Source organism: Simplicispira sedimenti, assembly GCF_022760965.1.
Classification (GTDB): Bacteria; Pseudomonadota; Gammaproteobacteria; order Burkholderiales; family Burkholderiaceae_C; genus Simplicispira; species Simplicispira sedimenti.
The window spans coordinates 56,409-76,218 of sequence record NZ_JAKVIJ010000011.1; the positions used below are offsets into that span (position 1 = coordinate 56,409).

Annotated in this window: 16 protein-coding genes; 3 read left to right on the forward strand and 13 right to left on the reverse strand. The window is 65.6% G+C overall.

Translation table 11 applies throughout. The features are described 5' to 3' along the window. Positions 1–20: 20 nt before the first annotated feature. The 10 genes from MJ602_RS12685 to MJ602_RS12730 form a co-directional block, all read right to left on the reverse strand. The gene (locus MJ602_RS12685; protein ID WP_243021128.1) at positions 21–4,766 is read right to left on the reverse strand and encodes a PAS domain-containing hybrid sensor histidine kinase/response regulator; all 4,746 of its coding nucleotides are present in this window, start codon (positions 4,764–4,766) and stop codon (positions 21–23) included. A 179-nt stretch (positions 4,767–4,945) separates the two neighbouring features. Then, entirely contained in the window at positions 4,946–6,193 is a 1,248-nt protein-coding gene (locus MJ602_RS12690) for a Yip1 family protein (RefSeq protein WP_243021129.1), read from the reverse strand. A gap of 43 nt (positions 6,194–6,236) precedes the next feature. Further along, complete coding sequence (locus tag MJ602_RS12695) at positions 6,237–7,268, reverse strand: VWA domain-containing protein (RefSeq protein ID WP_162016217.1); 1,032 nt, start codon at positions 7,266–7,268, stop codon at positions 6,237–6,239. A 38-nt stretch (positions 7,269–7,306) separates the two neighbouring features. Then, positions 7,307–7,570: a hypothetical protein gene (locus MJ602_RS12700; protein WP_243021130.1), complete on the reverse strand. Its 264-nt coding sequence runs from the start codon at positions 7,568–7,570 to the stop codon at positions 7,307–7,309. A gap of 725 nt (positions 7,571–8,295) precedes the next feature. Beyond that, positions 8,296–8,940, reverse strand: a complete 645-nt coding sequence (locus MJ602_RS12705; RefSeq protein ID WP_243021131.1) for a response regulator transcription factor — start codon at positions 8,938–8,940, stop codon at positions 8,296–8,298. Between the two features lie 18 nt (positions 8,941–8,958). Further along, positions 8,959–11,061: a sensor histidine kinase gene (locus tag MJ602_RS12710; protein WP_243021132.1), complete on the reverse strand. Its 2,103-nt coding sequence runs from the start codon at positions 11,059–11,061 to the stop codon at positions 8,959–8,961. A gap of 235 nt (positions 11,062–11,296) precedes the next feature. Next, entirely contained in the window at positions 11,297–12,463 is a 1,167-nt protein-coding gene (locus MJ602_RS12715) for an ABC transporter substrate-binding protein (protein ID WP_243021133.1), read from the reverse strand. Between the two features lie 241 nt (positions 12,464–12,704). Next, complete coding sequence (locus MJ602_RS12720) at positions 12,705–13,484, reverse strand: SIR2 family NAD-dependent protein deacylase (RefSeq protein WP_243021134.1); 780 nt, start codon at positions 13,482–13,484, stop codon at positions 12,705–12,707. 7 nt (positions 13,485–13,491) lie between these two features. Next, on the reverse strand, positions 13,492–14,235 hold the full coding sequence (gene rlmB, locus MJ602_RS12725) for a 23S rRNA (guanosine(2251)-2'-O)-methyltransferase RlmB (protein WP_243021135.1): 744 nt from the start codon (positions 14,233–14,235) through the stop codon (positions 13,492–13,494). 83 nt (positions 14,236–14,318) lie between these two features. Further along, positions 14,319–15,014, reverse strand: a complete 696-nt coding sequence (locus MJ602_RS12730; RefSeq protein WP_243021136.1) for an ABC transporter ATP-binding protein — start codon at positions 15,012–15,014, stop codon at positions 14,319–14,321. On the opposite strand from MJ602_RS12730, the gene MJ602_RS12735 reads away from it, so the two are divergent. Continuing rightward, a complete protein-coding gene (locus MJ602_RS12735) occupies positions 15,013–15,696 on the forward strand; it encodes an arylesterase (RefSeq protein WP_243021137.1) in 684 nt (227 codons plus the stop codon). The genes MJ602_RS12730 and MJ602_RS12735 overlap by 2 nt on opposite strands. Here the strand turns inward: MJ602_RS12735 and MJ602_RS12740 are convergent. The 3 genes from MJ602_RS12740 to MJ602_RS12750 form a co-directional block, all read right to left on the reverse strand. Beyond that, positions 15,677–15,862 (reverse strand): hypothetical protein, encoded by a 186-nt coding sequence (locus MJ602_RS12740; RefSeq protein WP_243021138.1) that lies wholly within the window; start codon positions 15,860–15,862, stop codon positions 15,677–15,679. The two genes, MJ602_RS12735 and MJ602_RS12740, sit on opposite strands and share 20 nt — an antisense overlap. A 37-nt stretch (positions 15,863–15,899) precedes the next feature. Then, complete coding sequence (locus MJ602_RS12745; RefSeq protein ID WP_243021139.1) at positions 15,900–16,697, reverse strand: DUF2189 domain-containing protein; 798 nt, start codon at positions 16,695–16,697, stop codon at positions 15,900–15,902. 97 nt (positions 16,698–16,794) lie between these two features. After that, complete coding sequence (locus MJ602_RS12750) at positions 16,795–18,036, reverse strand: PLP-dependent transferase (RefSeq protein ID WP_243021140.1); 1,242 nt, start codon at positions 18,034–18,036, stop codon at positions 16,795–16,797. Between the two features lie 177 nt (positions 18,037–18,213). Between MJ602_RS12750 and MJ602_RS12755 the strand changes: the two genes are divergently transcribed. Together MJ602_RS12755 and MJ602_RS12760 are read left to right on the forward strand one after the other, a co-directional pair. Then, positions 18,214–18,903 carry a GGDEF domain-containing protein gene (locus tag MJ602_RS12755; RefSeq protein WP_242455467.1) on the forward strand — a complete coding sequence of 230 codons (690 nt, stop codon included), beginning with the start codon at positions 18,214–18,216 and terminating at the stop codon, positions 18,901–18,903. Between the two features lie 10 nt (positions 18,904–18,913). Then, complete coding sequence (locus MJ602_RS12760) at positions 18,914–19,750, forward strand: MinD/ParA family protein (protein ID WP_243021141.1); 837 nt, start codon at positions 18,914–18,916, stop codon at positions 19,748–19,750. The last annotated feature ends 60 nt before the right edge of the window (positions 19,751–19,810 follow it).

Genomic DNA, 19,810 nt, shown 5'->3' on the forward strand with positions numbered 1-19,810 from the left:
GACACTGAGGCCAGCGCGCGCTACCCGCAGCGGATGAGTTGGAGCGCCTGTTCAAAGTCAAACCCCTCGATGGCCTGCGCAATGGCAGTGTGGTGTTCCGGGTAGGCCTGGGCGAGCAACCCCGGCTGCCGTCCCACCCACTCCATGCACGCGCTGTCGCCTTCTGCCAGCAAGGCTTGGAGCTGGGCGCAGAACAAGGCGATGGCCTCGCCCTCAGCCGCCTTGGCGGGGGCAGCGGGGGTCGGTGCGGGACTGTGCTCGCCAGTCAGGCAAGTCGCCAGGCCTTCGATGACCGGCGCCAGCTCCGCCCCGACCCGAGACAATGCCTGCTCCACCGCGGGCAGGGGTGCCAGCGCACGACAGACACGCTCCAGGTCGGCAGCGGCGGCCTGCACGCCACGCGCACCAATGCTGCCCGCCACCGACTTGAGCGTGTGCGCCAGTCGCTCTGGGGCGCTGGAGTCTGATGCCTGTTGCGCCGCCCGAAAATCGACACCAAACGCCCGCTGCCCCGCGAGGAAACGGCCCAACAGCGAGCGGTACAAGCTTTCGTCGTGCATGGAGGTCACCAGGCCCGCATGCACGTCAATGCCCGGCAAGGGCGGCAGATTGTGCGTTGGCATGGCAGAAGCTGGCGACAAGGCGTCTGATGCATGGGGCTTGCGCACCTCTGCGGCGGGCGCTGCGGACTTGCCCAGCCAACGCGCCAAGGTACTGAACATGCTGCCCACATCCAGTGGTTTGGCGATGTAATCGTTCATGCCCATGGCCAATGCGCGCTCACGGTCACCGGCCATGGCGTTGGCGGTCATGGCGATGATGGGCAACGCTCGCAAGGCAGCGTTATCACGGATGCGGCGCGTGGCCTCGTAGCCGTCCATCACAGGCATTTGGCAATCCATGAGGACGCCGTCAAAGTCTGCACCACGCGCCTGAAGCGTTTCCAGCGCCTCCAGCCCATTGGTGGCCAGGGTGACCTGCACCCCGGCGTGACGCAAGAGCTCCATGGCCAGCTCCTGGTTGAGTTCGTTGTCTTCCACCAGCAGCACCCGTGCGCCTTCGAGCTGGCGCATGGCATTGCGGCTTTCGTGCGCCATGATGCCGGTGCGGTTCTCCACCAAGCCCTTGCGGTCGATGGCGGCGCCAATGGCGTCGAGCAACTGGCTGGGCATCACCGGCTTGGTCAGTACGGACTTGAGCGCCACGCCCTGGCGTTCCGCCTCGTCCAGCGCCTCTTCGCGGCCAAAGGCGGTGACCATGATGCTGGCGGGCACGTTGGGCAGCCGGCGCGCATGCATGAGGCGCAGGGTTTCAATGCCATCCATTTCGGGCATTTTCCAGTCGATCAGCACCAGGTCGTAAGCTTGGCCCTGCTGCTCGGCCTGTGCCACGCAGGCCAGCGCGGCCTGGCCGTTGGCCGCCGTGTCCACCCGCAGGCCCAGGCCACGGGCAATGCTGGCCGTGATCTCGCGGGCGCTGCTGTTGTCATCCACCACCAGCACGCGCATGTGCTGGAGCACCTCGCGCGACATGCGGCGCGAGGCACTGCCCTGTGCCTTACGTCCCAGGCGCGCTGTGAAGTGGAACTCCGAACCCACACCCGGTTCGCTCTGAACCCAAATGCGCCCCCCCATCTGCTCCACCAGCGCCCGCGAGATGGCCAGCCCCAGCCCCGTGCCGCCGTAGCGGCGTGTGGTGGAGCTGTCGGCCTGGCTGAAGGGCTGGAACAGCTTGGCGCATTGCGCTTGCGTCATGCCGATGCCGGTGTCGCGCACCCAGAAGTGCAGTTCGATGTGCTCGGCATCGCGGTCGATTTCCTCGATGCCGATGACCACTTCGCCCTGTTCGGTGAACTTGACGGCGTTGTTGCCCAGGTTCACCAGGATCTGGCCCAGGCGCAGCGGGTCGCCCACCAGCGCCGTGGGCAGTTGCCCCGGCACGCAGAACAGCAACTCCAGGCCTTTTTCCTCGGTGCGCAGGCCAATGAGGTTGGACAGGCTCTCCATGACATCGTCCAGGCAGAACTCGGTGTCTTCGATCACCATCTTGCCCGCCTCGATCTTCGAAAAATCGAGGATGTCGTTGATGATGCCCAGCAGACCCACGGCCGAGCGGTGAGCCTTCTCCACATAGTTGCGCTGGCGTGCATCCAGCGAGGTCTGCAGCGCCAGGTGGGACATGCCGATGATGGCGTTCATGGGCGTGCGGATCTCATGGCTCATGTTGGCCAGGAAGTCGCTTTTGGCCTTGGCAGCGTCCTCGGCCACACGGCGCGCCTGCTCCATGGCACGCTCGGCGGCCTTGCGTTCTGCGATGTCCTCGAACACCCAGATCGTCACATGGTGGTGGCGAGCCGATCGGATGCCCCGCCCCGATACCTGCGCCACGAAGGTACCGCCGTCCTTGCGGGCAAAGTCCCATTCCACGTTGACGTCCTTACCCGCCGCCAGCACTGGCCCGACCAGCGCGCCAAAGCGTGCGTAGTGTTCGGGTGACTGCTGGATGATGCTGCCAGGTTGGCCCACCAGCTCGTCTGCCCGGTAGCCCAGGTACTCAACCAGGCGCTGGTTCACGCGCAGGATCACGCCATCGGCGGTGTAGATGATGCCGTTGGGGGCGTTGTCGAAAATCATCTGCTGCTCGTCCAGCAGGTTCTGCAACTCGCGTTGCTGCAGCTCGATCTCCAGGCGCGCACGGCGCTTTTCGGTCACGTCCTCGGGCATGCACTGCACCAGGCGGCGCCCCCGGTACTCGAAGGCCGCCAGGTGCACTTCGGCGTCCCAGGTGTCCCCATCCGGGCGCTGGTAGCGCCACTCGCAGCGGGCATGCCCCTGGGTCAGAGCGCGCTGCAGGGTGTCCTGCATGAGGCTGGCACTGTCCTGTTCGCCGTATTGCTCGGGCGCCGACAGGAACAACAGGCCTTTGCCCAGCAACTGGCTCTTGGCGTTGACGCCAAAGATCCGCACCGCCGCCGGGTTGCAGTCGATGTAGCCAAAGTCCGGATCCAGGATGATGATGGGGCGCGAAGACTCCTGGAACAGCATCTTGTTGTAGGCCTCGCTGTCACGCAGGCTGGCTTCGGCCACCTTTTGCTCGGTGATGTCCTGGTTGATGCCCACCAGACGGCGTGGGCAGCCATCGCTGCCGCGCAAGGCTGCGTGGCCGATGTCGAGAATCCAGCGCCATTCGCCCGATGCGCTGCGCATGCGGAAGGTTTCGGTGTAGTCGGGTATCTCGTTGAGCAGGAAGCGGCGCAGGTGGTCCTGCACGCGCTGCACGTCGTCAGGGTGGATCAGTGACACCCAGCAGGCCATGTGGTTGGGATGTTGAGCCAACAGGCTTTGCTTGTCGTAGCCCAGCATCCCCGCCCAAATGTCGTTGACCGCCACTTCTACGATCTCATGCTGGTCGTTGATGGTGCAGTCGTACAGCCCCAGGCTGGCTCCCCGCAAGGCCAGGGCCAGGCGTTCCTCGCTGCGCGCTACCAGTTGTTCGGCCTTCTGGCGTTCGGTGATGTCGTAGATCCAGGAAACCAGGTAACGCCCATCCGAAAAGTCGAGCAGGATGGACGAGAGCAGTACCGTGACGGGCGTGCCATCGGAGCGCACGAAGTCGGCCTGGTAGCCTTTGACGGCGCCTTCACGGCGCAAGCGCTCCATAAAGGTCTGGCGATCCGCCGGGTTGCGCCAGGATTTGCTGGCAGGATGTGTGGCCAGCTCCTCGGGGCGCACACCCAGCATTTCCGCGTGCTGGCGGTTGGCAAAAACAATCTGCCCGGCCTCGGTGCCGATGATCACGCCCACGGGGCTGTTTTCGAGAATGCGGAGCAGCCGGGCCTCGTTCTCCTGGCGCTCCCGTTCCAGGCGCTTGCGTTCGGCAATGTCCTCGTACACCCAGACGGCCGAGCGCTCGAACCCAGGGATATTGATGCCCTGGCCCGACACCATGGCCTCGAACACCGCCCCATCGTTGCGCCGGAAATCCCACTCCACATGCACTTCCTGCCCCGACGCCAGCAGCGGTGCCGCCACGGCCGAGAACGCCTGATAGCTGGCTTCATCCCGAAACAACCGCTGCGCCACCGAATGGCCCACCAGGTCGGACGGCTGCAGGCCCAGGCTCTGGCACAACCTGCGGTTGACCCGCAGGATGATGCCGTCCGCCGTGAAGCACATGCCATTGGGAGCGTTTTCGAAGATGACCTGCTGCTCCTCCAGCAGCTTGCGGATCTCGGCCTGCTGGCGCTCGATCTCGAGGCGGGCGCGGCGCTTTTCTGACACATCGTCCACGGTGAAGCGCAGCAGGATGCGCCCCCCGCAGTCGAAGGCCATGAGATTGACCTCGGCGTCGAAGATTTCGCCATTCGCACGACGCGCACGCCACAGAAAATTGGCAATACCGTGCTCGACGATGGAACGGGTGATTTCCTCCCCCGCGGTCTGGGTGTCGGTGCCGTCGTATTGCGTGGGCGCAGAAAAGTCCAGCGGCATGCGGCCTAGCACCTCGTCCCGAGACTGGAAGCCGTAGATACGCACCGCTGCGGTGTTGCAGTCCACGATGCCGATCGCTGGGTCGATGATGACGATGGGCACCGGCGAATCCTGGTACACCCGCTTGTTGTAGGCCGCGCTGCGCTCCAGTGTGTCCTGGGCTTCGCGCATGGCGCTGTCCTTGGCGGTCAGTTCGGCCTCCAAGGCAGCGCAGCGCTGCTGCCATTGCGCCAGTTCCTGCTCCAGCGCAGCCTTTGTGGTGTGCGATCGCTCCATGGCCCCTCCCAGGTGAACCGTCCGCCGCACACACCCATGGCGGGCGGCGGAGGAAGGCGTCGAGCTGTAGGGGAGTATCGGCAGCGGTTGACCTGCACGTCAACACACGGCGCGGCAATTGCGCACACGATGCATGGGGTGTTTGAGCTAGCGCAAGAGCCCTGCCCCCTCGGCCCACATCAAGAGGCCCTGCGCAGCGCCCCCAGCTTTTGGCCCAAGGGCAACAGATGGCGCTTGAGGTCCTCCACCGGCAGCCTGCCGTAGGCCTGCACCATCACCCCGTTGGGCAGCATCAGCGCCACATCCGAACTGCTGCCGTCCTTGCGGTAGCTTTCCTTGATGGTCGTGTCGCCCTGACGGTAGATGCGCTCCACTTCATCGGCATTCTCGCTCTCGGCGGTGGTCGTCGCCCAGCCCGCCATGGCCATGCGCAGCGCAGGGACGGCGCCCAGGTCCTGGATCTGGATCTCCAACTCCTTGTCCTCGTGCGTGTACTGCGCACTGACATGGGTGAACTGCATGCCCATGGCGCTTTCGGAGCGCGCCTCGATCGCCGTGCGCGGCAAATCGCCCACACGCTCGGGAAGGGTGTCCCGCAGAAGTTTTGGCGCAAAGGGCTCACCACCCTTGCCACCCAGTGCAGCGCCCATCATCTCGGTGGCTGCCTTGGCTGCGGCCTGGGTGTCTCCCTTGGCCTGGGCCTCTTCCATTTTGCGGCTGGCTTCCTCCAGGCGTCCTGTGTCGATCTTGATGTCGGTGCCGGGAACCTTCATCGCGACCGAGCCCGTGTCGCCCATGCCCGCCATGCCTGCACCCAGACCCCGTGCCCCCGGAGTCACAAGTGATGTGGCCAACCCGACCACAATGCCTGCCAGAATGCCGCAGACCACCAAGGCTGCCGTGTAGCCCACCGCTTTCTCTTGAGGGGCCTTCATCAGCACAGGGATACCGGTGTAGATCAGGTACACCGAATACAGGGCTGCCAACAAGCCCAGCATGGCCAGTGACGGCAGGATGCTGAACACCCCACCCAGCATGCCGGCCGTGGAGGCATAGGCCACCAGCTTGAAGGCGCTGCCCATGTCTTGCTGCGCCTGAAAACGCGGTGCCAGCATGTTGGCAATCAGCGCCAGCACGTACACCATGGCCAGCGACAGCACATAGCCCACCACCATGCTGACCAGACCTTGCACCACGGGCACGCGCACCGAGATGCCAAAAGCACCCACGCCGATCAGGCTGTATCCGATGAACCCAGCCACTGCCGGAATAGCGGCCAGAAACACCAGATAGCCCAGGTAAATGCGCGCCGGGTTGCCGTCCTCGGCGTCGATTTGTAGCCAGGTATCGCGTGGGCGCATCAAGATATCGAGCACACGCTGCAACAGCGCTGCGCGGTCTGTCGAAGCCAGGGGGGAAGTGTTCATGGTGCAATGTCCTTGAAGTGATCAGAATGGTTTGCGCTGCGCATCAATTCGCAGCAGCGGGCTGGAACATGACCTTGGCGCCGGGTTTCACGCCAGAGACCCAACCTTCACCTGGATTGGTCTTTTCTTCGCTCAGCGCACCACCCGTGCCTTTGAGATCACACCGTGGGTGCTCGATGAAATAACTGCCCGGTGGGTTGTACACCCAGGCACCGCAGGCCGTGTGCTGCATGCACAGTGCCTGGCAGTCGCGGGCGGTCTGGCCCTTGGCAAAGTCCTTCACGCCAAGCTCCCCATCGCGCTCGCTCCCGCCACCCTCAATCTGTGTGCCCGCCTCCCACCACAGCATGGTGTTGGGCATCCATTCGCGGCCCTGGGTGGCATTGACTTTGGGCGCGGGGGGCGCAGCCTTGGCCACGCTGCGCAGGGCATCGCTCAGGCTGCCCGCATCACGGGCGTCCAGATACCGGCCGCCCGTGCTGGAAGCCAGGCATTGGAGCTGTTGCTCGGCCTTGCTGCCCTTGGAAATGTCAAAGCCAATCACGTGGGCCGTGAAATCCACGCCCAGCTTCTCCAGTTCCTTGCCCACGGCACAGGGATCGGCATGGCAGGTTTCCTCGCCGTCAGAGACCAGAATGACCGTGGCCTTGCGTTCGCTGAACTTGAGTTGTTCTGCTGCCATGCGCACCGATGCCGAAATGGGCGTCATCCCTTTGGGTTGCAGCGCATTGACGGTCTGCACCATGGCGCTGCGGTCCAGCGCACCTGGGGCACGCAACAGCTCGATGTCGCTGCAGTCGCCTTTGCTGCGGTGGCCATAGGCCATCAAGCCCAGTTGCTGGCCTGCGGGCCAGCCATCGAGCATTTGTGCCACAGCATCGCGTGCGATCTCGATCTTGGCCCGCCCCCCCATCTTTCCCCACATGGACCCCGAGGCATCGAGCACCAGCATGCTCTGCCCCGGCCCTTGCGGTGGGCTGGGGGCGCGCTGGGCTTGCTGTGCCTGGGCGCCCATCGACAGCAACATACCGGCGGCCAGCCACCAGGCGGCCCGGCCCATGCGCGAATGGTTCATGGTGTTCCCTCTCCAAAAAGTTGCAGTGAACGCCTGTCTCATGACTGGCGCGTGAAAACAAAAGGTGACTGGATGGTGCAGGCCTGCGGCACGGTGACGCGCACGATGCTGGCACCCTCCATGCGCTCGGGGCTGAGCACCCGCAGGTCGTACTCCATGGACATGGCAGCGCTGGCTGTCTTGAGCCTGGCCTTCCAGTGGTTGGCCGCCACACGGCTCCACTGCACCTGCGGGCTGGGAATGAGCTGGCCGCCGCTGAAGGGCCGCGCAAACACGACCTGCCCCGATTGGGGCGCCGGCATCTGCCCTGCGACCGCCTGGGCTACACCCGCAAGGCAACCACCACTGGCACGGGGCTGCCCTTCGAACCGGAATACCCAGTGCCCGTCCCGGGGCTGGAAATCCGTCCCAGGTGTTGATGGTGGTACAAGCACGACCTCCGAAGCCCCCGGGCGAGGCACTTCGACATCGATCCCGGCCGGTCGCTGCCCTCGCCCACTTGCGGAGGGGTTTGTTGCGGCGACAACCAGGGGCGCCTGCATGGCTGCCGACTGCGCTGCTGGCGGAGCCCCACGCAAGCGCTGCGCTGGTCCGTAGGCATCGTCATGCAGCCCGATCAATATGCGCGCCTCATCGCGGCTCAGGTGCCCACACTGCGACGCAGTGGCAGCACAGGCCCACACCGTGTCGGGCCAGTCTCTGCTGGCTTCGACAAAGGCAAGCTCGGCCTGGTTCCTATCCATACCCAGGCGGGCACGCGCCCCGATGGCGCTGGCAGTACCCGTGCAGTGCACGCCAGCGGCACAGGCCAGTTCGGCCAAGGGTGCTGCACTGGCACCCAGGGGCCACCCGCAGGCCAAGCCCCACAGCAGCGTGCTCCCAATGTGTCTGGTACGTGTCATGTGTCGATTTCCTCGGCTCCAAAAATTGCAGCCCGGTCCATGCGACAGGGACTATGCAACATGAGCGCCATTGTGGAAACCCTTGCAGAGCATGCCCACCCCCAGAACTTGGGGGACACCGTGACTTATTGCAGCAATCCGCGCCGCTGTGCCTCAACCGCTGCCTGGGCGCGGCTCTTGATGCCCAGTTTGCGGTAGATGGATTTGATGTAGCCGTTGGCCGTGTGGTAGGTGATGCCCAGGCGCTCTCCGGTCTCGTGGATGCTCAGGCCCTCACCAATGGCGGCAAGCACGTCGCTTTCTCTGGGGGTGAGCGCTTCGGCAAGGTCAGCGCTGGGCCTCAGATCGGCGCCTGGGGTGCTGCGAAAGTAACCCAGCACCCTGCGGGCCACCGCAGGAGACAGCGGCAGCTCTCCCCGGGCGATGCGCTGCAGTGCGGCCACCAGGTCGCAGACCGGTTCGGACTTGAGCAGATAGCCATCGGCCCCTGCCTGCAGGGCGCCAAACACCGAGGCGTCATCAGAAAACAGTGTGGTCACCACGGCGGGCACCTCAGGGTGGCACTGCTTGAAACGGCGCAACACCTCCAGCCCCGAGCCATCGAGTAGGCGCAGGTCGATCAGGGCCAGGTCCCATGCTTCGGTCACCCGCATGAGCGCATGTGCCACGGTCGGGCAGTGCGTGGTCTGTGCGCCGGGGTACACCTGCTGGGCAATGTCTTGCAGCAGCGCGCAGGCTTCGGGCTGGTCTTCCACAATCAGAATGTTCATGTGCCTGATTGTCATGGCTCAGCCTGGCTCCTGCAGGGCGCTCAGGGGCAGGCGTGCTTCTATGGCCGTACCACCGGAACCCAGCGCCTGCCATTGCAATTGCCCACCCAGGCGCTGCACCCGGCGCAGCAGGGACTGCATGCCCAGCCCTGCGCGCCAGGTCGCCGGATCAGTCGTGGGGCCATCGTTGCGCACCCGCACCAGCAAGCACTCCTCCAGTACCTGCACCAACACCTCGATGCGGCTGGCTCCGCCGTGGCTGATGGCGTTGCGTACGGCCTCGGACATGATGCGCGCCAAGGCCAGTGCGGCCTGCGGGCGCACGCTATGCAAACCTACCTGGCCCGGCAGCGCGCTCTGCCATTGCAGTTGCAGACCTGCTGCACGGATGCGGGCGGCCAGTTCGGCGCGCAGGTCGGCGAGCAGATCGGTCAATGCCACCGCCTCGCCCGCCATGCCGTGGGTGATCAGACGCATCTCCTGCAGCGTGTCCTGGGCATAACGCCCCCAGTCGCCAGGGGGCGCCGCATGGGCCATGTGCAGGAGACGTGCTCCCAGGTCATCGTGCAGGTCGTGCGCAATGCGTTCACGCTCGCTCTGGCGCGCCTGCATGGCGGCACGGTCTTTCTCCACCATGGTCTGTACCAGGTGGGCGCAGTGGTCGGCAAAGCGTTCGTCCTGCGGGCCAAACAGGCGCCTGCCGCCATGGGCATGCACCAGTACCACACCCTGCCCCGTCCATGCCAGTGGAGCCCACAGGGCGCCACCCGCTTCCTGCATGCGGCTGTGCGAACCCGCCTGTTGCGCCAGCACACTGCTCTCGGGCTCGTACACCTGCTGCAGAAACTGCTGCCAAGCCTGCAATGCGGCCATGTCGGATTGCTGGGCTGCACGTGCCACGTCGTACAGCGGAGCGATGTGCTGCTCCAGTCGCAGCGGCCGGATCCCCAGCAAGGTCTGTGCAATCCAGCCACGCAAAGGCAAATAGGCCGCACCCACCACCAACAGGCTGATGAGCAGGGCGGTCTCGGCCTGCACGCTCAGGGCCAGTACCAGCATCAGGTCGCAAACCACCAACAGCAAACTGGCCAGCACCCATAGCAGAATGCGGCGCAGCCCCCCCTGCGCCCAACCCAGCACCGGACTGACCAGGAGCACGACGATGGAGTAGGTCTTGACCGCCAGGAAGCTGGCGCTGACGAAAAAGGCGCGTGTCTCCAGGTCTTGCACCGGCAAGGCATGGATCAGCGCCAAACGCGCAAGCAATATCAAGCCACCCAGGGCAAACCACTGCATCAGGGCCCGCAGCAAGGGGCTGTGCGAGCGCCGCCATTGCCAGCCCATGGCCAGCGGCAGGGCCAGCGTCCACACCACCATGAAGGCCTGGTGTCCCCACATGGGTGCGGGTGCCAGGGCGGCCAAGTCCACCACGATCACAGCCAGTGCCAAACAGGGCAGGACGCCCAACCATCGCGCAGGCACATACCGGCGCGGAAGGGTCAACACATAGCCCAGGTAGCCCGCAAACGCCAGTTGCACCGCAGCCCGCGCCGCGCCGTTGATGCTGCCCGCAGCCCCCAGGGGCCAGGCCAGGCCATGCACCAGTTCGAGCCCGCCCAACGCCATGCCAACGGCGTATCCGCTGCAGGCCAACGCCAGAAACCCGTTTCCGAGGCTGCGCTGACGCAGATAATGGGCCCATCCACTGGTCCATGCCAGCGCAGCCAGCAACAAATGCCACCAGAGCATGGCGCCGATGCCGCCCAATCCCCGGTCGCGCACCGTCACCGGATGCTCGCTGCCATCGGCCATGACCAGGCGCGCGGAGTCGCTCACCAACAAGGCGTGCAGGGCCTTGTGGCGGTCGTTGTAGGCTTCGCGCAGCTCATGGCTGGGCAGGAAATGCCCCGCGTCGCTCAAAAGCCAGGCGTCAAGCTCCAGCGCCCCATTAGGGCTGCGAATGCTCACCACCGGCCGTTTGCAATCAGCCTCAGGGTGCAGGCAGACGGCCTGGAATTCCTGGCTCCAGCCCAGTTCCACACCCACCAGCACCCGCTCGCTGGCCGCCAGCCACAGCACCCCAGCCGCCAGCGGAACAAAGGCCAGCAGCGACAGCACCATCCAACTCGCCAGATGGCGGGCATGGCGCTGCCACCACGCCCGGGCAGTTTGCCAAGGGCGCGCAGCGGGAGACAGGACAACGGTGGAGAACCTGGAATCCATGGCGTACTGTCAAATGATTGCACAAGGACTGCAGTGACGCCGCCCCACGGAGTCCATTTTGGTAAGACGGATGCTGCTGGTCCCACACGCCGCGCTGACACTCCCCTGTAGAACGCAACCGAAACCCCGGTTCTCAACTCACCCGGCGTCCGTTTTCCGCATAAATGGCCAGATACAGCGTGTTCGACCCGACATAAGGGGCCTTGTTGCCAAAGCCCACATGGAAATCACCAAAGGACAGCGAGCGAATGCCCGCCAGCCCGGCGCGCAGGCGCTCGCGACTGAGGTCCTTGCCTGCGTTGCGCAGACCTTCGATCATGACCTGGGCGTTGATCCAGCCCTCCAGGCTGCTGCCGCTGGTGAGGTACTCCGGCTTCGCTCCCGCGCTCTTCATCGAAGTCTGGAACTTGCGCACCACCACCGACTTGGCGGAGGTGGCATCCGGAAACACCTGCACCGCAGCCATTCCCCGCGTAGCGTCCCCGAGCTTGGGCAACTCGGAGACAAAGAGCGTCACCGAAAGGCCTGCCAGCGGCACGGTCTTGGCGCGCGCGCGGAATGGCAGCACAAAAGCCGTATTGGCTGTGCCCGTTGTGGCCAGCACCACCGCCCCCGGTCGATCGGCATAGACCTTCTCGGCCACCTCCTCGCCGTTCTTGCCGTCCACAGCCAGGGCAAAAGCGCCGGCACGCTCGACCTGCGCCTCGTCCAGTGCGGCGGACAGGTAGCCCAGTACCTCCTTTCCGAAGGGGTTGTCCAGGTACACCACGGCAATACGGCGCAAACCCATGTCCACCATCTGCTGCACCAGGCGGCGCGCCTCATCGGCATAGCTGGGGCGCACAAAGAACAGGTTGCGCTGCTCGGGGCTGCGGACGGAGGGCGCGCCCGTAATCGGCCCCACCGTTGGAATGCCCTTGCCCTCGATGAGTGGCAACAAGGCCGCTGTGTTGGCCGTGCCCATGGGCGAGATGAGAGCAAAGACCGACTGGGCATCGACCAACTCCGTCACGTTCTTCAGGGTGCGCGCGGGGACATAGGCATCGTCCATGACCTGCAATGCGATCTCGCGACCATGGATGCCACCGGAGCGATTGATCTCGTGGAACGCTGCTTTCATGCCGGCCACCTGCTCCAGCCCCGCCGCGCCCAAGGGGCCCGACAAGGCCAGGGAACAGCCCAGGGTGACCACGCGCCCGACGCCCTCGGTCTCGGCGGCGTGGCTGTGGCGCATCCAGGCGGGCATGGTGCCGACGGCCAGGGCCTGGGTGGAATGCAGAAGAAAGTCGCGGCGGCTCATGGTGGTGCGGGGCTCCATGCAAGAAAAGGTGGCCGAAGATTACGTTCCGGCCCCCTGCCCCGCCTGTCAGTTCAGCGACAGCCTGCGGCTGTGCGGACACAGTGAAAACCCTTGGCTGGGGTGCACGCGCAACGTGCAGCTGCATGGTGCTTGGCCCCACCAGCACCTCATCACCCCACAGGACTGTGACCACCGTCCCGGTGGCATGCGCGCCACCACCGAGCCCAGCGATCCATGGCGATCACGCGCCGCTGGGGCCCCCTACCGACTGCGGGAGCATTGACTCAGGCGCCAACAACAGCGGCAGCAATTGCGCCGCCGTGCCCCGCAGCACGGCATGGGCCACGGGGTCCAGCTCGCTGGCATGGGGGTTGACGATGACCACCCTGGCACCGGCATCGCGCGCCAGGTGGGCCAGGCCTGCCGCCGGGTACACGGCACCAGCGGTACCCACCACCAGCATCAGCGCACAGCGGCGGGCGGCGCGCTGGGCGGCCTCCAGCGTGGCCAGGGGCAAGGCTTCTCCAAACCACACCACGCCAGGGCGCAGCAGGTTACCGCAGCGCGGGCAATGGGGTGGGTCGCCCGCTTCCACGGTGTCAGGGTGGCAACAGGGCCGGGGCAGATCGAGAAAGCGATCTTCCATCAGGTCGCCGTGCAGGCACAGCACGTCTGCGCTGCCCGCACGCTGGTGCAAGCCATCGACGTTCTGGGTGATGAGCGTCAGCCGCCCAGGGTGCTGCTGTGCATAGTCCGCCAAGGCCAGGTGCGCCGCGTTGGGTTGCACGCCCTGCAGCAGCTGCCGCCGATGCTGGTACCAGCGCCACACCAGGGCAGGCTGCGCCCGAAAACCTTCCTCGGTGGCCATGTCCTCGGGGCGAAACTGCGCCCAATAGCCGGTTTGCGCATCGCGGAAGGTGGGCACGCCCGATTCGGCGCTGACACCGGCCCCGGTCAGCACCGCAATTTGCGGCGCCTCGCGCAGCCAGGCCTGCACCGTTTCGAGCGCGGCGCTGTCCATGCCTTGCTCAGCTGCGCTGGCGCAGGGCCTCGTAGAGGCACACCCCGCTGGCCACGGACACGTTCAGACTTTCGACCGCACCCTGCATGGGGATGCTGATCAGCGCATCGCAGGTCTTGCGCGTGAGCTGGCGCATGCCATCGCCTTCGGCGCCCAGCACCAGCGCCACGGGGCCCTTGAAATCCGCCTGGTAAATGGTTTGGGGCGCATCGTCGCTGGTTCCGATGATCCAGATGTTGCGCTCCTTCAGCTCGTTGAGTGTGCGCGCCAGGTTGGTCACCATGAAATACGGAATGGTCTCGGCTGCGCCGCTGGCCACCTTGGCCACGGTGGCGTTGATACCGCAGGCGTGGTCCTTGGGTGCGATCACGGCATGGGCACCCGCCCCATCGGCCACGCGCAGGCAGGCGCCCAGGTTGTGCGGGTCGGTGATGCCGTCGAGCACCAGCAGCAGCGGCACCCCGCCGTCGGCTTCGAGCCGATCGAGCAGGTCGTCCAGCGAGCTGGCCTGGGCCATGGGGTTGACCCGCGCGGCCACGCCCTGGTGGCCGTGGCTGCCCGAGAGCTTGGCCAGGCGCAGGCCGTCGGCCTCGATCAGGCGCACCCCGGCTTCGCGCGCACGCTCCAGAAATTGGCGCATGCGCTGGTCACGGCGCGTGGGCTCGTAATAGATCTCGATGATGGATTGCGGTGCGGTCTTGAGGCGCACCCCCACGGCATGGAAGCCGAACAGGACTTTAGGACTGGACATGGGGGGTGATTATCCGCTGCGCCATTTGCTATCATATTTATAGCTGCTTGCGCCTGTATTTATTGAGCCAGAGGCCAAAAACACTACATATCTGCAATGCGCCCGGCCTCGATGGTGATGCGTCGCTCGCAACGCTGGGCAATGCCCCGGTCGTGCGTGACGAGCACCAGGGTCGTGCCCTGCTCGCGGTTGAGCTGGAACATCAGCTCCATGATGGTCTCGCCGGTGGCGTAGTCCAGGCTGCCGGTGGGCTCGTCGGCCAGCAGCACGGCCGGCTGCACCACAAACGCCCGCGCCAAGGCCACGCGCTGCTGTTCGCCACCCGACAGCAGCTTGGGGTAATGCCCCAGGCGCTGGCCCAGGCCCACGTGGGCCAGCATATCGGCGGCACGCTGGCGCGCCTCGCGCTGGCCCGCCAGCTCCAGCGGCAGCATGACGTTTTCCAGTGCGGTGAGGTTGCCCATCAGCTGAAAGCTCTGGAACACAAAGCCCACTTTCTGCGCCCGCAGTGCGGCGCGGGCATCCTCGTCCAGCGCGAACAGGTCTTGCCCGTCCAGGCGCACCGTGCCGCGCGTGGGGGTATCCAGCCCGGCAATGATGGACAGCAGCGTGCTCTTGCCCGAGCCCGAGGCACCCACGATGGCCACGGTTTCCCTGGGCGCCAGGCGGAAATCGATGTCGCGCAGAATGTCGAGCGTGCCCGTGGAGTCGCTGACCGACTTGAACACATGCTCGACGGCAATGACCGGGGTCACGGGGGGCGTGGAAGAATCAGACATGAACGTAGAAAGGTGTCCGCAAGTGAATACCAAATGGAATCGTCGCCACTTTATCCTGAGCGCCGCGGGCGGCGCTCTGGTGGGGCTTTACGCTGCGCCAGGCCTGGCGGCAGGCAAGGGCCGTGCGCACACGATTGTGGTGGTGGGCGATTCGATGAGCGCCGAATACGGCATCCAGCGTGGCTCGGGCTGGGTGGCCCTGCTTCAGCAGCGCCTGCAAGAACAGAAGGTAAATGCCAAGGTGGTGAACGCCAGCGTGAGCGGCGACACCACCGCTGGGGGCCGCGCCCGCCTGCCCGCGCTGCTGACGCAGCACCAGCCCACGGTGGTGGTGATCGAACTGGGGGGGAATGATGCGCTGCGCGGACTGCCGCTGAAGAACACCGAGGACAACCTGGCCACCATGGTGCAGGCGGCGCAAAAAGCCGGTGCCCAGGTGCTGCTGGTGGGCATGCAGGTGCCGCCCAACTATGGCGGCGACTACACGCGCCGCTTTGCCCAGACCTTTGTCACTGTGTCCCAGCAGTACAAGACCGCACTGGTGCCCTTTTTGCTGGAGGGGGTGGCCAATGCGCCGGACGCCATGCGCTGGTTCCAGACGGACCGGATTCACCCCAACGAGCAGGCCCATCCGCGCATGCTGGACAACGTGTGGCCCACGCTCAAAGGTTTGCTGCGTTAGGTGCCTGCCCGTCCTGCGTTGCGGGCGGGCTCGGAGACGGCTCGGCCCCGTTGTCCCCTGCGCCTCGGCGCGCAGTGGCGGCACGGGCACGCAGTTTGTCTTCTTTTTTCTGTTTCTTGGCCAGCTCGCGCTGGCGCTTTTCGTAGCCGTAGTTGGGTGTTGCCAAGGTGTACTTTCTGCAGTGGAAAGCCACTGTAGCAGCTTCAGGCCCCCGCCAGCCCGGTTTGCCCTGCCGAACGCACAGCGGTGCGGTAGGCATGCCAGCTCGCATGCCCCAGAAGCGGCCCCACCACCAGCAGGCCCGCACCCCAGGCCCACAGGGAAAGCGCCACCATCAGCGTGATCAGGCTGCCCCACAGCACCATCACGCCTGGGTTGTCCAGCACCACACGCATGCTGGTGATGGCGGCGGTCAGGGCATCGGTGTCTCTGTCCAGGATCATGGGAATGGACACCACTGTGGTGGAAAAAACCAGCGCAGCAAAAACGCCACCCACCAACAGGTACACCCCCACAAAGCTCCAGTTCTGCGGGCTCAGCAGGGCGTCCACCACACCGGTGGTGGATGGAAGCCCGGTGTTGAAGAACACCGCGAACACCACCAGAGAAGCCCGCCCCCACAGCAACTCAACAATGACCAGCACCAGCACCAGCAGCCCCATGCTGCCCAGGTGGCGGTCCCAGCAGGTCAGTGAACTGCCCAGTTCCGGTGCCAGGCCGACCTGGCGGCGGCGGCTGGTGTCATACAGACCCATGGCCAGAAAAGGCCCCACGAGCAGACAGCCGCTGGCCAGCGACATCACATACTCAGGCTGACGGCGAAACACCCAGCCCAGCACCAGCGCCATGCCCCAAAAGCAGCAGCCATAGAACACGGCCACCCCTGGCGCCGCGCGCAGGTCCGCCCAGCCCAGGGCCAGCCAACGCAGCGGATCGCCCCAGTTCAATGGCTGCAAACTGACCGTGAATGGGCTGGATTCGGTTTGGCTGGTGGTGGTCATGGCATGCGCGATGAAGTCCAATGCACTGTATGCCGCCACCTGCCTTCTTGATGCCAATCAAACCAAATCCGACTGATTTGATCGGCTATGACAAGCGCTACCTCTGCACAAAGGCGCTGCGTAGCGCCTGCGCCAGGTCGGCGCGCAGGTCGGCCTCCGCCTCCAGGCCGATGGAAAACCGCACCACATGCCCCGGTCGCACATGGGTGCTGGGTCGTTGCCGCATGCTGGCGAGGTCGTAGGGCACCACCAGGCTCATGGGTCCACCCCAGCTGTAGCCCAGGCGGAACAAGTGCAGGCTGTCGCAAAAGTGGTCCACCCGCGCCTGCGGGATCGCGGGGTCGAACACCACGCTGAACAAACCTGCCGCAGCGCCCTGCCCGTCCTGACCCTGGCCACACAAGGCATGCCAGTGCGCATGGCCCGGAGCGCCTTCCAACGCCGGGTGCAGCACCTGCACCACGGGGGCCTGATGCTGCATCCACCGGGCCAGGTTCCGCGCCACCCGGTCGTGGGTGTGGTAGCGCAGCGCCACGCTGGGCAAGGCCCGCAGCACGGCTTCGGCATCGTTGGCACCTACGCCCAGGCCCAGGTGCATGTGGGCCAGCTTGATGCGCAAGTGCAGTGCCGGGTCACGCGTGGTGATGCTGCCCATCAGCACATCGCCCCCGCCGCTGGGGTACTTGGTCAGGGCATGGGCAGACACATCCACCGCCAGGCTGCCACTGCCATCGCCCATCAGGTCGAACGGACGAAACGCCAGGCCCGCGCCCCAGGTGTTGTCCAGCGCTGTGGTCACACCGCGCTCACGGCACAGGGCCACCAGGGCACGCAGGTCGGGAAACTCCAGCGTCACCGAGCCCGGTGCCTCCAGCCACACCAGCCGCGTGGCGGGGGTGATGCGCTGAGCCAGGTCGGCAGGGTCCAGCGGGTCGTACAGCGCATGGCGCACGCCAAACTGCGCCAGCAGCGAGGCCGTCATGGCCTTGTTGGGCCCATAGGCGTTGTCGGGGACCAGCACCTCGTCGCCCTGGCGCAGCAAGGCCAGCGCCACATTGGCCAACGCCGCCAGGCCGCTGGGCACCAGCACGCACTGCAGGCCACCTTCAAGCGCGCAGATGCGCTCTTCCAGAATGAAGGTGGTGGGCGTGCCGTGCAGGCCGTAGGTGTAGCCGCTTTTGTCCTTCCACTCGCGCTCGCGCATCGCGGCCACGTTGGGGAAGATGACGGTAGAGGCCTTGAACACACCAGGCTGCGGCGCCTCGAAACCTGCCGGGGGCTGGTAGGCGTGGTGGATCAGTGCAGTGGCCGGGTCCGGGAATGGGTTTGTGTCTTGCATGCCGCCATCGTAGCGGGCATGAGCAGGTTCTTTACCCGCTATTTGTGCACTCATGGCGCCTCGGGGCAAAGGTACACTTTGGCGTCTGCTCTGTTCACGCCTGTGCTGCCCAAACCTGACCATTCCCTTGTCGATCTGCGCGAATTGCGCCTGGAGACAGCCTGTGCGCTCGTCGGCATGGACGCGGGCTGCCTGCCCGCGCCGGGGCAGACGCCCGCGCGCCAGCTGCAGGAAATCATCGACGGTCTGTGCACTCTGTCGCTCAAAGACCCTCTGACGGGCCTGGCCAACCGCAGGCATTTCCAGGCCGTGCTGGACCGCGAGATCGACCGCGTGGCGCGTTCGGGTGAAGCCGCGCTGCTGTTGATGCTGGACATCGACCGTTTCAAGCAGGTCAACGACACCTACGGCCACAGTGCGGGCGACCGGGTGCTGCAGGCCGTGGCGCGCACCCTGGCGCAATGCGTGCGGCCCATGGACACGCTGGCGCGCTACGGCGGCGAGGAATTCGCGATCGTCATGCCCGCCTGCCAGGCAGCTTTTGGCATGGCAGTGGCCGAGCGCATCCGGCGCGCCGTGGCGGCCACACCCGTGCAGATCGACCCATCGACCCAGTTGGAGGTGACGATCAGCATTGGCGGTGCCTATGCCATGCAGTGGATCCGCTCCTCTCCCATTCTCTGGACCGACCGTGCCGACCACCAGCTGTACCTGGCCAAGGCCGAGGGCCGCAACCGCGTGTGCATTGAACCCCAGCCCGACAGCACGGTCAGCGCGGATGAAAAAGGCATGCTCATCGGCCCGCTTTACACCCCCTCCGGTTGGGGCGACCTGGCCGCCATGATCCCCAAAGACAACGCCCCCTGAAGGCAAGACCATGAGCCCAGCGTCGTCCAATTCCATTCCCTCCCCCACCGTCCCCCCCACCGGTGCGCCCACGGGTGCCCGCATCATTGCCATCACCAGCGGCAAGGGGGGCGTGGGCAAAACCTTCGTGTCGGCCAACCTGGCCGCCGCACTCACCCGCCGCGGCCAGCGCGTGCTCGTTCTGGATGCCGACCTGGGCCTGGCCAACCTGGACGTGGTGCTGAACCTGTATCCCAAGACCACGCTGCACGACGTGTTCACGGGCAAATCCACCCTCGAAGACGCTGTGATCGAAGCGCCAGGGGGCTTTTCCGTGCTGCTGGCGGGTTCGGGCATGGTCGAGTACTCGCGCCTCACGCCCGAGGTCCGTACGCAGTTTCTGAACGTGATCCAGACCTTGGCGCCCCGATTCGATGTGATCCTGCTCGATACCGGCGCCGGCATCTCCGACGTGGTGCTGTTCTCCGTCTCACTGGCTTCCGAGGTGCTGATCGTGGCCACGCCCGAACCCACGTCACTGACCGACGCCTACGCCGCCATCAAGGTGCTGGCCATGCAGCAGAAGCGCCAGCATGTGCGCATGGTCATCAACCAGACGGCCCGCCCCGGCGACGGCCGGGCCATTACCGGCCAGCTGCAACAGGTGTTGGAACGGTTTGTGACCACCGCCACCGGTCGCGCACTAAGGCTCATCCACATGGGCGACATTCCGGCCGACCCCGCCGTGCGCGATGCCGTAATGCGGCGCCAGTTGCTGCTGCTGCAGCTTCCGGGCTGCCCAGCGGCGCTGGCGATCGCGCAGCTGGCTGGCAAGATCGAGGAAGCGCTGCTCGTGCGACAGGCCTGAGGACCCGTGCGGCAGGCTTGCCAGGGCGTGTGGTCATTCAATTCGCGTGGGGGAATTGAA

Coding starts and splice junctions, on each gene's coding strand:
- MJ602_RS12685 (WP_243021128.1), bottom strand. CDS start 4,766: ATGGAGCGATCGCACACCACAAAGGCTGCGCTGGAGCAGGAACTGGCG.
- MJ602_RS12690 (WP_243021129.1), bottom strand. CDS start 6,193: ATGAACACTTCCCCCCTGGCTTCGACAGACCGCGCAGCGCTGTTGCAG.
- MJ602_RS12695 (WP_162016217.1), bottom strand. CDS start 7,268: ATGAACCATTCGCGCATGGGCCGGGCCGCCTGGTGGCTGGCCGCCGGT.
- MJ602_RS12700 (WP_243021130.1), bottom strand. CDS start 7,570: ATGCCGGCGCCCCAATCGGGGCAGGTCGTGTTTGCGCGGCCCTTCAGC.
- MJ602_RS12705 (WP_243021131.1), bottom strand. CDS start 8,940: ATGAACATTCTGATTGTGGAAGACCAGCCCGAAGCCTGCGCGCTGCTG.
- MJ602_RS12710 (WP_243021132.1), bottom strand. CDS start 11,061: ATGGTGCTGTCGCTGCTGGCCTTTGTTCCGCTGGCGGCTGGGGTGCTG.
- MJ602_RS12715 (WP_243021133.1), bottom strand. CDS start 12,463: ATGAGCCGCCGCGACTTTCTTCTGCATTCCACCCAGGCCCTGGCCGTC.
- MJ602_RS12720 (WP_243021134.1), bottom strand. CDS start 13,484: ATGGACAGCGCCGCGCTCGAAACGGTGCAGGCCTGGCTGCGCGAGGCG.
- rlmB (WP_243021135.1), bottom strand. CDS start 14,235: ATGTCCAGTCCTAAAGTCCTGTTCGGCTTCCATGCCGTGGGGGTGCGC.
- MJ602_RS12735 (WP_243021137.1), top strand. CDS start 15,013: ATGAACGTAGAAAGGTGTCCGCAAGTGAATACCAAATGGAATCGTCGC.
- MJ602_RS12730 (WP_243021136.1), bottom strand. CDS start 15,014: ATGTCTGATTCTTCCACGCCCCCCGTGACCCCGGTCATTGCCGTCGAG.
- MJ602_RS12745 (WP_243021139.1), bottom strand. CDS start 16,697: ATGACCACCACCAGCCAAACCGAATCCAGCCCATTCACGGTCAGTTTG.
- MJ602_RS12750 (WP_243021140.1), bottom strand. CDS start 18,036: ATGCAAGACACAAACCCATTCCCGGACCCGGCCACTGCACTGATCCAC.
- MJ602_RS12755 (WP_242455467.1), top strand. CDS start 18,214: ATGGACGCGGGCTGCCTGCCCGCGCCGGGGCAGACGCCCGCGCGCCAG.
- MJ602_RS12760 (WP_243021141.1), top strand. CDS start 18,914: ATGAGCCCAGCGTCGTCCAATTCCATTCCCTCCCCCACCGTCCCCCCC.